Source organism: Poseidonibacter sp., assembly GCF_041821165.1.
Taxonomy (GTDB): Bacteria; Campylobacterota; Campylobacteria; order Campylobacterales; family Arcobacteraceae; genus Poseidonibacter.
This window is the reverse complement of the sequence record NZ_JBGUES010000010.1, coordinates 1-18,450: the sequence shown is the minus strand read 5'-3', so window position 1 is coordinate 18,450 and position 18,450 is coordinate 1. Positions and strand designations below refer to the sequence as shown.

Sequence of the window (18,450 nt, the reverse complement as noted above, 5' to 3'; positions counted from 1 at the left end):
TCCTATACTTTAAACATCTATTAAATCAATTGTTAATGTTGTATTACCTAAATCATAAGTAGTATTATCACTTACAGTATTTGAATCGCCATCATAAATAGTATCATCTCCTCCACCAATTACATTATCACCACCAACATCAGTAAATTTAATTTTTTCTGCTTGTGTACTTGTTAATTTTAATGTTAAGTTATTACTCCCTGAAGTCCAAGATTCAATTAATGCATCTGTAAACTCAAATTCTGTTGTATCATCTTGTGTATTTAAAGTTAAAGATGAAATATCTAATACTTCTATATTATCAAATGATGTACTATGACCAAAATTTGTATCACTTGTAAGTGTTGTTCCTGTGTTACCATTAAGATTTACAGTATCCCCAGTAGTTACATTAGAACCACCATCAATATTAAATGAATCAATATTTGTAAAGTCTAAAGTAAAGTCATCATCTCCATCTAAACCATTTACATTTGTTGCTTCATCACCACTTAACGTAATAGTATCATTTGTACTTGATAGGTTTAAATTTTCAAAGTCACTTAATTTTGAAAAGTCTAAATCTCCACTAATAGCAGTTGAACCAAAAGATAAAGAATCATTTCCACCTATGTCATTTATATCATTAAATTCATTTATAAAATTATTAAATTCTGATACTGTATCAAAAGTAACTGTATCATCACCGCTATGCATATTTAATGTTTCTATTGCATTTAAATTAATTACATCAGCAGAGTCAATTGTTCCACTATTATTAAATGTCAAACTATCATTACCACTTGTATCTGTAATATTATCATTGATATCAAGATTTTCAATATTTATATTAATACTATCATTTCCTGCACCTAAATTTACTGTGTCATTTCCACTAGCTAAATTAAGTGTGTCATCTCCTGCACTTCCTGTAATACTTGAAGCACTTAAATCATTTATAGTTACTGTACCTAAAGTACTACTTACATTACTTAAATCAAGTGTTGCATCATTTGCTTGTACTATTAGATTTCCATTACCAGTAACTGTTGTAAGACCTAAAATGGAATCATTAACAGTCATAGTTCCACTTGAAATAGTTAAATCATCTACATTTGTTAAATTACCTATATATGTTGCATCTCCTGACCAATTAGCATTTAATGTTCCATTATTTGTAACTTTTGTAAAGTCCATAGCTGTTACGGCTTCTAGGTTATTTACATTTAATGTTGCACCTACTGCATTTGTAATTGTACTTGCTGTATTTACAATACTTGCATCAACTGTCATAGCTCCACTTGAAACTGTTAATTTATCTACATTTGTTAAATTTCCTGCATAAGTACCCGTTCCACTAAAGTCTACATTTAATGTTGTTGATGAGTTAATTGTTGCAAAATCAGCATTTAAACTATCATCTAGGTTTGTTAAACTTACTATTCCTGTTCCACTAACTGTTGTTCCAACTATTTTAGAAGTATCTGCACTTAATGTTGAACCTGAATTTACAGTAAATGTTGATGTACCTAATATTGCACTATTATCAAGTGTAAATATTGAGTTTGATGTAATTGTTGTTACTGCTTTTCCTAAATTTCCTGTAAATGTTACATTTGCATCACTTAAAGCTGTTACATTTGTAGTTGTAATACTTGATAAATTTGCTGTTGGTGTTGCATCAAGATTTGTAACGGCTACTGTTCCAGTTCCTGTGATTACTTCATTTGTAGCTTTTGAAGCATCTAAAGTCATAGTACCAGCTCCACTTACACTTAAAGTTCCAGTTCCACTTATATCAGCACTACTTCCAATAGTCATATTTCCACCAGATACAAGAAGATTTGCATTTGCAATATCTCCAATAAATGTAGCATCTGTAGCTGTCCAATTTAAATTTGTTGTTCCTGTACCTGTAATTGCTGATACATCTACATCTAATTTATCTTGGAATGAAGTAACATTTACTGTTGCATTATTTGTAATTACTTGATTATGTGCTTCATTTACATCTATATTTAAAATAGCACTTGAAGAAACTCTTAGACTTCCATTTTCAAGTGTAGCTCCTGAAACTATATTCATAGTTCCACTTGAAATTGTTAAATCAGCATTTCCAATATTTCCACTAAAGTCTGTTCCTGTTCCACTCCAATTAAGAGTACTTACATTTGTAGTAATTGTAGAATAATCAGATGTTCCAGAGTTTGTTTGCATATTTATAATATTTGTAGTTCCACTTCCATTTACTGTTTGACCTAAAATCTCTGTTGAGTCTACATTTAATATTGAACCTGCATCAACAGTAATAATTCCCGTTCCTAATTCTACTGCTCCTGCATTTGCTGTAAATGTTGAATTATTTGTAATACTTAAATCTGCACTTGCTATATTTCCTGTAAATACTACATTGCCATCACTTATAACTGTTGTTGTTCCAGTTCCATTTAATGTAGATAGATTTAAACTAGGTGAGGCATCTAAGTTTGTAATATTCATAATTGCATTATTTGTAATATTTACATCACCTTTTAACAGTGTTGAGTCAATACTCATTGAACCAGATGTAATGCTTAGATTATCAACATTTGATAAACTTGTTGTAAATGTATCTGTTTGTGTTGACCAAGTTGCATTTATTGTATCACATTTATTTTTGTTAAATCTGCATTAGTTTTTGTTTCTAAATTATTTATTTGAAGACTTGTGTTATTTGCATTATCATTTACTATTAATCCATCAATTTTTACAGTATCTGCTGTTAATGTAATATCATTGGCTGCTAAATTAATATTAAAGTCATTTGGAATAACTCCTAGTGTTACATTACTTGTAATATCTAAGAATAAGTTTCCTGAACCATTTGATGAAATATTACTTAAATCTTGATCTCCTGTATATCCTGATACATTAATATTTCCACTTCCTATAAAGTCAATTGTTTTACCATTTAATTCATTTGCAGTAAATGTTACAGCTGTTGAAGTACTAAACTCTTCTATACTTGTTAATGTTCCTGTATAAGTTCCACTTGTACCTGTATATATTAAAGTATCACTTTGTGTTCCACCTATAATATCATTTGTTAATTCATCTGTATTTACTGTAAGAGCTGAAGTACTTCCACTTGCATCTACATTTGTACTTACTCCATTTAAGATTGTTACACCATCTGTAATATTTATATCTAAAGCTTGTGTTGTTGTAATATTTGATACATCTAAATTTCCATCACCTCTTCCTGTGATGGTAAGTGTTCCTGCACCTGAAATTGTTTTTCCATCAACTTTTGAACCATCTGCACTCATAACACCACTTGCAATATCTACTATTGCAGTACCTAAATTTCCTGTAAATGTATCTGTTCCATCCCATGTTGCATTTACTGTTCCACCTGTAATTGTTGATAAGTTGGCATCTGCATTTCCTGAATCATTATCTAAATCAGTTACATTTACTATTCCTGTATTTACAACAGTAATTGCACTAACTTTATTTGCATCTATAGTTAATGTTGAACTTACATCAAACTCTATATCTTGATTTAATGTTCCTGTAAATATTGTTGCAGAAGAGATATCTACGATTACTTTTCCTGCTCCACTTGATGTTATATTTGTGAAGTTTGGATTTTCACTTCCACTAAGTCCTGTAATTGTTATATTTCCACTTCCAATAAAGTCAATAGTTTTAGCATCTAATAGTGTTGAATCAAAACTTAATGCATTTGCATTTGAAACCTTTTCAATATTTGTTAATGTTCCTGTATATACACCAGTCCCACTTGTTATTACAGTATCACTTGCACTTCCACCTATAAAGTTTTGATCTATTTGATCTGTTATTATTGTAATAGCTGAGCTTGAATCACTTGCATCTACATCAATTAATACACCACTTAATGTTGTTACACCATCTGTAATATTTACATCTAATGCTTGTGTTGTTGTAATATTTGATACATCTACACTCCCATCACCTCTTCCTGTGATTGTAAGTGTTCCTGCTCCTGAAATTGTTTTTCCATCAACTTTTGAACCATCTGCACTCATAACACCACTTGCTATATTTACATCTACTGTTCCTAAGTTTCCTGTAAATGTAGTTGTTCCATCCCATATAGCAGTTGCTGTTCCACTACCTGTAATAGTTGATAAATTAGCATTAGATAAACCTGAGTTATTATCTAAATCAGTAATAGAAATATTTCCACTATTATTTACATCAACATTATCTATTTTTACTGCACTTGTTGTAAGTGTAATACCTGCATCTACTACAACTTTTGAATCTGCAAAATTTCCAGTAAATGTAGAACTATTAGCTGTAAACTGTATAGTTTCATTTGCAGATGTACTTAAGTTTAAAACTGTGCCAAAATCTGTTGAACTATCTGAATTTACCTCAACGACTGCACTTCCACTTCCTGTAATTGTTTTTGATATTGCCTGAGACTCATCTAGTGTTAAATCACCTGATACTGTAAAGGTATCAAAAATATTACTATTGTTATTTGTAGCATGTCCTAAAATTTTATTACTTAAATCTAATGTATCACTTACTATTAATTCACTTATTGCACTACCTGCTTTTGTAAGTGTAATACCTCCAAAATCATGGTCATTTACAAGATCTGTTGCATTTATCTTTAATGTAGCATTTGCACCTAATGAAATTGTCATAGTTTTATCATCTAAATCTTTAGCACTTAAAGTAAGAGTTTGATTATCTGCTACTTGTATCTCTTCAAAATTTAATAATGTTATATTTGATAAATCAAGATTTCCACTTAATTGAAGAATATCTTTCGTAGTTTCTCCACCTGCATCTAAAGTATCAAGACCTGTTGTTGATGTAACAATAAAAGTATCATCTCCCAAACCTGTTTTAATAATTTCTACATTTGATAAGGAGTCATCTGCTGCATCTACTGTTAATGTTGCAGATGTATTTCCATTTACATTTACAGTTATATCTTGGTTTGATAATGTGTAATCAACAGTATCTATTCCACCTTTTGCATCATATGATTTAAATAAGGTATCATCTTTTACTGAATCATTTATTAGTGTATCAGCTTGATTTGAACCTATAAAGTTTTCAAAATCTACAAACTCATCAGCTCCATCTCCACTTGAAGTTCCTGCATCAAAATCAATAATAACAGCATCTGTTGAACCATCATAAGATAAAGTATCGTCACCAGTTCCTGCTATAAATGTATTATCATTTGCATCACCTTGAACAATATTTCCATTTTCATTATTTGATACATCAATATTTTCAATATATCTTATTTGGTCAGTTCCTTCACCTGTTGCATGATCTGCATCTGCTCTTAGGTTAATATTAATAGCACTTGTACTATCTTTATAATCTACCCAGTCACCATTAGCGCCATCATTACCACCATCTATGATATCATTTCCTATTCCACCAACTAATGTATCATCACCTTCTCCACCAAGTAATGTATCATCACCTGCATTACCTATAAGAGTATCAGAACCATCTCTTCCTTCAAATACATTATTATCATCATTACCAGTCATAGTATCACCTAATGATGTTCCATAAAAACCTTCAATTTTTGTAAGGGTATCAGTTCCTGCAATATTAACCGTTGCATCCCCATTTGCACCTAGCGTTACATTTAAAGGTCCAGTTACATTACTATAATCTACAATATCAAGATCATCTCCACCATCAATACTATCATCTCCATCTGCATTAGAAGCTATAAATACATCATTTCCAGTACTTCCTTTTAATGTATCATCATCAGCTCCACCTATAATAGTGTCATCATCAGCTCCACCATCTATATAGTCATTTCCAGCTTCACCATTTAAAATATCATTACCAGCATTTCCTAATAGAGTATTTGCACTAGCATTTCCTGATAAATCATCTCCTACAGCACTTCCTGTTAAGTTTTCTATATCAAATAATCTATCATTTCCATTTGATATACTTGCTATTGCATTTCCTGAATTATCTAAATCAATAGTAACTTTATTTCCAATATCTGTATAATCAGCTGTATCTCCTGTATGAGTACTTCCATCTGTATATGCTGTATTTGTTCCACCATATAAATAATCAAGTCCTGATCCACCTATTAAAGTATCATCTCCATCATCTCCATAAAGTGTATCATCATTAGCTCCACCATCTAAAGTATCATTTGAATCTGCTCCCCATAAAGTATTTACCCCATTGTCACCTGTGATATCATCAGAGTAATCACTTCCTCTTGCATTTTCTATACTTGTAATAGTTTGATTATCTGTTCCAATTCTTGCATTATCTCCAAGTTGTAAGATAACTCCATTTCCACCACTTAAGTTTGAATAATCAAGTAAATCAGTTCCTGATTCTCCATCAATTTTATCATTCCCTAAAGAACCAAAAATTGTATCATCACCATTCCCCATAGTAAGAGTATTAACAGAGCTATTTCCTTGTACAATATCTTTATTATCTGTACCTATAATATTTTCTATATTTGTAACAATTTCTGTATTTGTAAAGGTATCAATTGTTCTATTTCCTGCAATTGAAGTAGCATCATAATTTAGTGTACTAGCACTTAAATTTACAACAACACCATTTGTACCATTTACTTTAAATATCATAGTATCACCATTAGAACTATGAGAATTTCCATTAATAGTATCAATACCTTCATCATTTAAAATAGTATCATCACCACTTCCTGCATCAATGATATCATTTCCTAATCCACCTTCAATAGTGTCATCTCCACCATCTCCATAGATTTCATCATCTCCATCATCTCCATAAACTATATCATTGTTATTTCCAGCATGGATTTCATCATTTCCAGTTCCACCATTGATTAAATCATTACCATCTCCACCATAGATAAGGTCATTTCCACCTCTACCATCAATAGTGTCATTTCCTCGATATGTTCTAATATCATTATTTTGATCATCAAATTTAATGATATCTTTAAAAGTATTATTATCTGCAGTATAAATATTTTGTACTTGATAAACTAAATCTGTTGCACCTGTACCATCATTTTGAATTTCTTGGAATGTTATATTTGTATAATCATTAACGCCATCACCATTTACATCTACACTAATAGTTTGATTATTTAAATTTGCATCAAACTCAATACCTGTCGTTCCTTCATATTGTGTATAGTTAATAGTATTAATTCCAGTTCCACCTATAATAATATCATTTCCATAAGCAGATTCAATTCTATCATCTCCATCACCTAGGTCATAAATATCATTACCACCTTCACCTCTAACTCTATCTGCACCACCGTATGTAATAAAGCTATTAGCATTACTATTACCAAAGAAGTTTCTATCTCCTGTATTTGTAGTTGAATCTATAATATTATTAATTCCATAAACTCTAGTACTTCCTACATATCCACCTTCATCAATGTTTACATTTGTTGAACCTATATTTGTATTTTCAAAACTTAACCAGTCATTTCCTGATGAAGTATCAGTTGTACCACCATAAAGAATATCACTTCCACTTGTATAGTAAAGCGTATCATCTCCATCTCCACCTTGAATTGTGTTATCAGAGTCATCTCTTCCTGCAAGATTATCATTATTTTTAGAACCTATAATATCCTCTACATTTATTACATAATCTTTTCCACCAAAACCATCTTCTAATACAGCATAATCTGTTTTATTAGTTGTATCTGCTTGTGCTCTATCTAAATCTATATCAATACCCACATCAGTAGAAACTGTTTCAAAAGTTATTGTATCTTTTGTAGTATGATCTCCACCATCAATATAATCATCTCCTCTACCACCATCAAAAATATCATTTCCTAATAGTCCTAAAAATGTATCTTCATAGTTATTTGAATTATCAGTTCCTACATATCCATTAAATCTATCATTTAATCCTGTACCAATAATTGTTTCAATATGATCTATAACAGTATCTGTACCATCAACTCCTACATCAATTGTAGCACCAATATCATTTTTATTAACAGTAATAGCTGAACTTGTAATAATTTGTTCTTCATAAGTTAAAGTATCACTTCCGCTTCCACCTGTAATAACATCATTACCTTTATCAAAGTAAATAGTATCATTTCCAGCTTCACCGTTTAATTCATCATCGCCTTCTCCACCATAAATAAAGTCACCATCATCTCCACCTAAAATAGTGTCATTACCTATATCACCTTTTAAAGTATCAGCTCCAAGACCACCTTCTATACTATCATTTCCACTTCCACCAAATATTGTATCTACTCCATCATTACCCAATAATGTATTATTAGCACTATCACCTTTTAATATATCTGCATTTGTAGTACCAATAATTACTTCAATATCATTTGCTATATAATCTTCTTTTCCAAAACCATCATCTATTGTTTTATCTTGGTCTAAATCAATATTTACACCCTCTGCACCAGTATTTACACCTCTAAAATCAAGTGTATCAATACCTTCTCCACCTATGAAACTATCAACACCATCTGATGAATAGAAAGTATCATTACCTTTATTTCCATCTAGAATATTTATTTCAGTAGTATCATCACTACCTTTGATAATATCATTGTTTTGAGTACCTATAATATTTTCAATACCTTCAAGATTATCAAATTTAGTAGCATCACCTATTAGTTGTACTTCTTGTTCATTGTTTGTAGTATTAACTCCATCATCTCTTGATAAATCTACATTTATAGCTCTACCATCATTTGAATCAATTGCACTGTAATCAGCTGTATCATTTCCACTATCAGTATGAGTTCCTGCTGTAATACTTCCACCATAAAGGAAATCACCATCTAGTGTTGCATTAAAAGTATCATTTCCATCAAGTCCCATAAGTGAGTTTACTTCACCTATTTTTCCTGTAACATTATCATTTACACTAGAACCTAATACATCTTGAATATCATAAAGAGTATCAACACCTTGTCCAACACCACTTGCTTGATTTAATTCAAGGTTAATTGTCATATCAACATTTACATCACTATAATCAATAACATCTCTATAATTAGTATCTGTACTTGAACTATTATCTTCACTTCCATAAATTATATCATTACCAGAACCTGCTCTAAAAGTATCATTTCCTGCATTTCCAATTAAAGTATCATCACCTGCATTTCCATAAAGTGTATCATTATCTGAACCACCTTTGAATTCATTATTTGCACTATCTCCAATAATTATATCTTTTGAATTCGTACCTATGATATTTTCAACACCATCAAGATATTCTTTATTTCCAAAACCATCATCTTGTACTCTATATGTATTTGAATCATTTATATCTTGAACTTTTGATAAATCAATATTTACTTTTTGTGTTCCATCAGAGAAATCAACTGTATCTAATAAACCAGTTCCACCATCAATATAATCTTGACCAGCTCCTGCTTTTATATTATCATTACCATCACCTGATTTAATTGTATTATTTTGAGTATCACCTATTATAATATCATCTTTTGAAGTACCAATAATATTTTCTATATCAACTAAAGTATCTGTATCTGTTCCTGAAATTGCTGTTCCTGCTGTTAAATCTACTGTTACTTTATTATTTAAATCAGAGAAATCAACAGTATCTCCTGCAAGGCCTTCAATACCACCATCAATATAATCACTTCCTGCTCCACCTCTAATACTATCATCACCAGCTGCTGTAATTAAAGAGTTTCCTTGTGCATCACCATAAACAATATCATCTCCTGCACCTGTGATAATATGTTCGATTCCATCGATATACTCTTTATTTGCATAACCATCATTTTGAACTCTATATGTACTATCATCACCTATTGTTTGTTCTTTGTTCATATCAACTATAACATCTTGAATTCCTGCAGAAAAATCAATAGTATCAGCTCCATCTCCACCTTTAAAAGTATCAGCTCCATCAAGTCCTATTAAATAGTCATTTCCACTTCTACCTTCTATTAGGTTAGATGAATCATTTCCTTTTATATAATCTGATTTTCCAGTACCTATTACATTTTCAATATTTGTAATAGTATCTGTTCCAAATTGCGCATGTATTCTTTGAGCAGTATTATCATCTAGGTCTATTTCAATACCTGTAAAATCTCCACCATTATAAGTTTGGGCATCTATATCTCTTGTATCACCTGCATCATCATTGATTAATACTTTTGTAAAATCTAAAGTATCATTTCCATCTAAAGTAGTAGTAAATCCTGCAAAATCACCATCTCCATTGATTTCATCGTCACCAGTTCCTGCATAGATATAGTCATCTCCAGCCCCAGCAATTACAGTATCATTTCCAGCACCTTCTGTAATAGTATCATTTCCATCAAGACCTACTAAAGTATTTATTGTAGCATTTGTATCTAAATCTGATATATTATCTCCAGTTCCCACTAGATTTGAACCAATTATATTTTCAATAGAATTTCTAAAGTCGATTTCTGTTCCACCAACAATAATAGAGCTTGTAGATGTAGCTTCAATTGTAGAAGAAGAACTACTATAATCAGCAGTATCACTTCCTTCTCCACCAAATAAAAAGTCATTTCCACTTCCACCCTCTAAGGTATCGTTATCATCTCCACCTTCAAGTCTATCATTACCAGCTCCACCTTTTAAAGTATCTTCTCCAGTTCCTCCTAATAATGTATCTTCTCCATCTAAACCTGAGATTATGTCATTATTAGCATTTCCTTCTAAAATATTATTTTGGTCATTTCCTGTGATATTATCAGCTTGGTTAGTTCCTTTTATGTTTTCAATTGCACTTATAGTATGAGTAATTGTATTAATAGTTACATTATCTCCATCTATATCACTTAAATCAACTGTTACACCATGTGTTGCTACTTGTGAATAATCAACTGTATCACCAGCACTTGTATTTGTTCCACCATCGATGTTATCACCATCAAAATTAGTTCCAACGAAAGTATCATCACCTTCATTTCCCTCTAAAATATCAGCACCACTTCCACCATCGATGATATCGTTTCCTGCTCCACCTTGAACACTATCTGCATTTGCACCTGCTGATATTTCATCAGCTCCACCGTTTCCAATGATTGTATTTATTTCTGCATTTCCTGTGATAGTATCGTTTCCAGAAGTACCAATTACATTTTCTATATCTTTTAATAAATCTTGTTTAGAATTTCCACTAACTTGAGCTGTTGCAAAATCAGCAGTTAAATCACTTAAATCTAGTACTAAATCAGTCGAAGAGTTTGAACTATAATCAATCCAATCTCCATTTAATTCTGAAGTTTCTAAACCACCTTCAATAGTGTTATTTACTCCTGCTTGTGTAATAAATGTATCATCAAAATTTGAACCTAGTATATGCTCAATAGAGTTTAATGAATCTCCATCACTTGCAGTTCCTGCATGTAGATTTACTGTAACTCCTGCACTTAAAGCTGCATAGTTATAATTAGCTTTATCAATTCCATCACCACCAATTAAAATATTTGCACTAGTATTTCCAGTAAAAGTATCATTTCCACTAGTTCCTGTGATATTTTCAATATTTCTTATTGTATCTGTGTGTTGTAACGTTCCTGTATTATCATAAACTTGAACACTTGAGTCTGTATCAATATTTTCATCTAAAGTAGCTACTATTTTGTTATTTGAGTTTGTTAAAGCGCTGTAATCAATAGTATCACTATCATTTGCATTTGTTCCACCATCAATACTATCAGCTCCATCATCTTGAGCAGTTGCATAGAAAGTATCGTTTCCTATTCCACCTGTTAAAGTATCTGCATCAGCTCCACCATAGATTTCATCATTTCCAGCTTCTCCATCAATACTATCAGTTCCAACTCCACCATATAGTGTATCATTGTCATTTCCACCATATAGTGTATCAGCTCCAACTTCTCCCCAGATTGTATCATCTCCACTTCTACCCTCTAAGATATTATTTTCACTACTTCCTTTAATAGTATCATTCTCTTCACTTCCAATAACATTTTCTATATCATAAAGTTCATCTGTTCCTTGGTCATTTAAGTTTGAACTTGAAGCTTCTCCTTTTGAAGCTAAATCTGTGTTATCATCAGTTTCTAAATCAACTGTCATACTAGTTAAGGCACCACTATAATCAACAGTATCAGCATTTCCATCATCAACACTTGCTGTAACTGCTCCTGCACTTATAGTTACAGTTCCACCTGCGATGATATCATTTCCTTTATCACCTCTAATAGTATCATTTCCAGCTTCACCAATAATTGTATCATTATCATCTCCACCTTCAATATAATCATTATCAGCTCCACCATAAATTTGGTCAGCATCAGCTCCACCATAAATACTATCAGCTCCTGCATCACCTCTTAATATATCAAAACCTGAACCACCTCTGATGATATCATTGTCAGCTCCACCTTCTAAAAGATCGCTTCCTTCTTCACCCCAAAGTTCATCAGCTCCATCTCCACCATAAAGAATATCACTAAGTGCATTTCCTTTAAGAATATCATCACCTGCCATACCAGAAATTGTATTTGCTTGATTATCTCCTGTGATAATATCTTTTAAATCTGTTCCAATTACATTTTCTACATTTGTAATAGTATGATGTACTGTTGTACTACCATCTACATAAACATTTGCAGGGCTTCCTGCTTGAAGTACAATCTCTACACCTTGAGTAAAACCAGAAGTATCAATAGTATTATAATTAATAGTATCTATTTCACTTCCACCATCGATTATATCGCCACTATAGTCTGAAATTAAAGTTGAACCTACATTAAAACTATCATTTCCTGCATCACCATATAAATAATCAGCATTAGCCCCACCTATAATAGTATCAGCTCCATCACCACCATATAAGTAATCACTTCCTGCCATACCATTTAAAGTATCATCACCTTTTTGTCCATAAATAGTATTTGAAGCACTATTTCCAATAATAGTATCAGCGCCATTTATTGCAGAATCTGAACCTTTTATATTTTCAATTCCATATAAAGAATCTCTTTCATCACTTCCATCATTTTCAAATGTGGTATTATTATTACTATCAATTGTTACTGTTGAAACTATATTTGCATCATCTTGTAAAGTTACAGATATTTTATTTTCACTTGTATAATCAACCGTATCACTTCCACTATCTGTATGAGTTACCCCATTAAAAGTACCACCATAAATAGTATCATCTCCACTAAGGCCTACAAATGTATCATTTCCTGTATTTCCACCTTGTAAGATATTATCACCATTTGTACCTTGCATACTATCATTACCAGCTCCACCAATAGCATTTTCTATACTATAAATAGTATCATCATCAAGTGAATCTCCAATTACTGTTGAGGTATCATTTAGTAAATCTAATCTTAAATTTTTTGTATTATCAAGGTAAGCATAACTAATAGTATCATTTCCACCTGCTCCATTTATAGTATCAGCTCCAGCACCTCCACTTAATGTATCAGCTCCATCTGCACCATAAAGAGAGTTGTTATTTGAATCTGCAAAAATAGTATCATCACCGCTTCCACCTACAATATTTTCAAAACCTTTGATAATATCATTATCTCCGTCTGTAATATCAACTTCCCAAGAGTCATTTCCATTACCTGTTTCAAATTTATGTGTTGCATTTTGTCCAATATTTACAGAGATATTTTCACTTAATGAAGAATAATCAAGAGTATCAGCATTTCCATTTCCACCATCATACTTATCAGCTCCATCAAGAGCAATCGTAGCTTTTATGGTATCATTTCCTTCACCTGCTAATACAGTATCAGCTCCATTTCTTGCTTCAATATAATCATCACCTCTTTGAGCAATTATTGTATTTACACCATTGCTTCCATAAATAGAGTCTGATCTTACCTCATCATCTGAACCTATTACATTTTCAATTCCGTAAAGTGTATCATCACCTTGACCTTGTTCAGAGTTATTTCCATCTGATTTTCCGTAAGTCTCAGTTCCAGCAATTCCACCTGCTAAAGATACATCTAAATCAATGATTAAAGATTCAATTGCATTTGAATAATCTACTGTATCATTTCCAGTATCACTTGCTTCATTTCCACCATAAATAGTATCATTTCCAACTCCACCTGTTAAAGTATCATCTCCATCTCCACCTTTTAAAGTATCTTCACCACTTCCACCATCAAGAATATCATTTCCCACTTCACCTCTTAAATCATCAGATCCATCTTCTCCAAATAGAGTATCATTTCCATTTTGACCAAAAAGTGTATTATTTTGAACATCACCTTTGATATAATCATTATCTTGTGTTCCAATTACATTTTCTACATTTAGAACTTTATCATTGTCATTATTTACATCATTGTGAACTATTACTGTTTTTTCATTTGCACCATCAAGTGTTACTGTTATACCTTGTGCATTTGCTGCTGCACTATCTATAGCAGAATAATCAATTGTATCGTTTGTACCTATTCCACCATCAAAATAATCAGCACCATCACCAGTTCCTGTAATAAAGGTATCATTACCTTTACCACCTTCTATGCTGTTATTTACATTTGAACCTGTAATATTATCATCACTTTGTGATCCAATTAAATGCTCAATATTTAAGATTGTATCTGTATCTAATGTTGATACTAGCTGTGGATTTGTATCTCCTAAATCAACATTTATTGAAGAAGTATAGTTTTCATAAGAGATTGTGTCATTTAAATCTCCTGCTCCTATTCCACCATTTATAGTATTTGTTTTTTGGTCTTCATTCATAATAAACATATCACTTGAAGTTCCACCAATTGCATTTTCTATACTAACAATAGTATCAACTTCAGGAGCATTTGTAGAGGCTTGATTATTTTTAAAATCAACTGTTACAGATAAGTTTTCATCACTATAATCAATAGTATCACTTCCCTCTCCACCATCGATATAATCATTTCCACCTTGTCCACTTATGATATCATCTCCAGCAAGACCTTTTAAAGTATTTGCATCATCATCACCAGTAATAGTGTCATTTCCTGCACTTCCTGTGATATTTTCCATATCTTTTAAATAATCACTTATAGTTGTAGTTCCACCTTGATAAATATCAGCACTATAATAACCATCACCATCAGCACCACTTGATAAATCAATTACTACTTTATCTTCTGTGGCATCATTTACTGTGATTCCTTCATAAGAGATACTATCTCCATTTGTTTCACCTGATTCATCATCATTTCCATCAAACTTATTTGAAACATCAAGTTTTGAAATAAAAGTATCATCATACTTTGAACCAACTGCATTTTCTATATTATATAGTTCATCAGTACCTTCACCTGTACCTCTATTAGTTACAAAGTTAACTTCAATACCATTCGTTGCATTTGAGTAATCAACTGTATCAACTCCTGTATCTCCATGAAGAATATCATCATTTGCTCCACCAAATAGTGTATCATTACCTGAACCTGCATAAATGATATCATCTCCAGAATCTCCATAAAGTGTATCATCTCCACCACCTGCACTTACTTGGTCATCATCTCCATAAATAATATCAGACTCACTTCCACCTTTGATTTCATCATTTCCTAATCCACCATAAAGTAAATCTGTTCCAGCTTCTCCACTAATAAAGTCATTATCTAATCCTGCATAAACAGTATCTACTCCTGCTCCTGCATAGATAATATCATTTCCTGCTTCTCCATAAAGTGTATCTTTTCCATCACCAATACCACCTAAAATAGAGTCATTTCCTGCTCCACCATAAATAATATCAGCTCCTGCTCCACCATCTAAGTACTCATATTGTGTTGCTGTTGTATTATCATCAGTGTTTGCTCCACCTAAAATATAATCATCACCATCATTACCTCTTATAGTATCAGTTCCTGCTTCACCTTTTAAAGTATTATTTGAGTTATCACCTGTAATAAAATCTTCATTGTCAGTTCCAACTATATTTTCTATTCCTGAAACATTGTCATTTCTTACTGTAGTATTTGAAGTATTTTTAAGCTCCAAGCTTTGAGAACTTAAATTAACATCTACATATAAAGTATTGTCACTTACTTGACTAAAATCAACTGTATCACCTATGCTTGTATTATTTCCACCTACGATAATATCACTCTCACCACTAATAGCTGCTTCTTTTACATAGAAAGTATCATCTCCATCACCTGCATTTAAAGAGTTACTATCACGATTTCCTGTAAATGTATCATTTCCTGATGTACCAATTACATTTTCTATATTTACTAAAGTATCACTTTCTTGTGCTACACTTGATAAAGTTACATCAACATTTGCACTTGCAGTATTTGATAAATCAACTACAATCTTATCATTAGCTCCTGTTAATGAAGAGTAATCAACAGTATCGTTTTCATCATTTATATGCTCAGAATTTAAGTTAGATAAATCTGTAATACCACCATTAAATGTATTTGCTTCATTATTATTTCCCTTAAATACATCTGCATAAGCTGAACCAATAACATTTTCAATATCAGTTAAAGTATCATTTCCAGCACCACCACCAACATTTTGAGAAACGCCATCTATTCCTAAATTTACATTTATACCACTTGAGGCATCAGAGTAGTTTACTGTATCTCCATTTGTATCAGTTCCACCATCAATATAATCATCACCAGCACCACCAGCTATGATATCATCTCCCTCTTGTCCTTTTAGTGTATTTTTATTTCCATCACCTGTAATAGTATCATTACCAGCACTTCCTGTTATATTTTCGATATTTTCTAAAGTATCAACTACATCAGTACCTGAACTTTTAATAGTAACAGTATCAGTTGCACCTGATAAATCAGCAATAATATAATCTACACTTACCTCACCTGTGAAGTTTAAACCATCTTTTTGATTTTGTAAATTAGTATAATCTACTGTATCTCCATTTGCACCGTGTGTTGAACCATTCAAATTGTTTGCACTTGTATGGTCTGAATAGAAAGTGTCATCTAAGCTTGAACCAATAACATTTTCAATATCTATTAAAGTATCACTTCCTTGAGAAGCTGAAATATTTTGAGAAGTAGTAGTTCCTAAATCAACAGTAACACCATCACTTGAGTTTGCATAAGTTGCTGTATCAGTTCCACTTCCACCATCAAGAGTGTCATTTCCACCTTCACCTTCTAAAGTATCATTTCCACCATTACCTTTTAAAATATTTGCTAGATTATTTCCTGAAATTGTATCATCTCGATTTGAACCTATTATATTTTCGATATTTAAGATAGTGTCATCATTTGTAGTATCACTTACATCAACTGTTGTACTAGCTCCATTATCTTCTAAGTTTACATTTATAGAATGACTTGTATCTAAGCTAGTGTAATCAATAGTATCAGAAGTTCCACCGGCACCATTTATTACATTTGTCTCATCATATTTAGTAATAAAAGTATCGTTACCTTCTCCACCTTTGATATTTTCTACATCATAAAGAGTATCTGTTTCTAAAAGGTTTGAACTATTATCATATACTCTTGCTGTTTCATTTTCTAAATCTACTGTTACACTTTGTGTACCATCAGATAAGTATTCATATGTTACTAAATCTAACAAATTATCAGTTAATCTATCTTCACTTCCACCATAAATAGTGTCGTCTCCACCTCTTCCCATAAAAGTATCAGAAGCAGCTCCTCCAATAAACAATTCATTTTCACTATTTGAACCATAAATTGTATCAGAAGCATAACTTCCAACTATTTCTTGAATTGAGATTAACTCATCAGAAGAACCATCACCATCAATAGAAACTTCAGTAGCATTCTCCATATCCACTACAATTTTTCCTGCAGCATTAGAATAATCAACTCTATTTACTCCTGTTCCTCCATCTAATGTATCAGCCCCTGCTCCACCAGCTAAGGTATCATTTCCTTCATCACCTTTTAGGATATTTGCATTAGCATCACCTTTAATAATATCATTTGCAGATGAACCAATAATATTCTCTATCTCTTTTATATAATCATTTGATGAAGCATCTACATTTACTATTACATAATTATTATTTCCTGCATCTATATTTGATAAATCAACATTTATTGAAGAACTTAAAGCAGAGTAATCAACAGTATCTCCTGAATTATTTTCATCTACTTCACCTCCAATTATATAATCTACTCCATCATCTGCATCTTCTAAAACATCATCACCATTGGTATCAAGTCCAGCTTTAAAAATATCATCACCATCACCGCCTAGTAAAGTATCACTTCCCCCTGCACCAATTAGAATATCATCTCCTTGGAAACCATCTAATAAATTTGAATCATCATCACCTGAGATAAAATCATTTTTAATTGTACCTTTTATATTTTCAATGTTTTTTAACTTATCTGTTTCTGCACCAATTACAGCATCGGCATAAGAATTTGTAATATCATTTAAATTTACATTAAGGTAATCACCAACTTTTGATGAGTAATCAACAGTATCTCCC

1 protein-coding gene and 1 pseudogene are annotated in these 18,450 nt (G+C 31.7%); both read right to left on the bottom strand.

The window, feature by feature from the left end:
- Nucleotides 1-9: 9 nt before the first annotated feature.
- Entirely contained in the window at nucleotides 10-2,535 is a 2,526-nt protein-coding gene (locus ACERKK_RS02070; RefSeq protein ID WP_373771413.1) for a beta strand repeat-containing protein, read from the bottom strand.
- A gap of 80 nt (nucleotides 2,536-2,615) precedes the next feature.
- Nucleotides 2,616-18,450, bottom strand: a pseudogene (locus tag ACERKK_RS02065) (hypothetical protein); the annotation flags it as partial.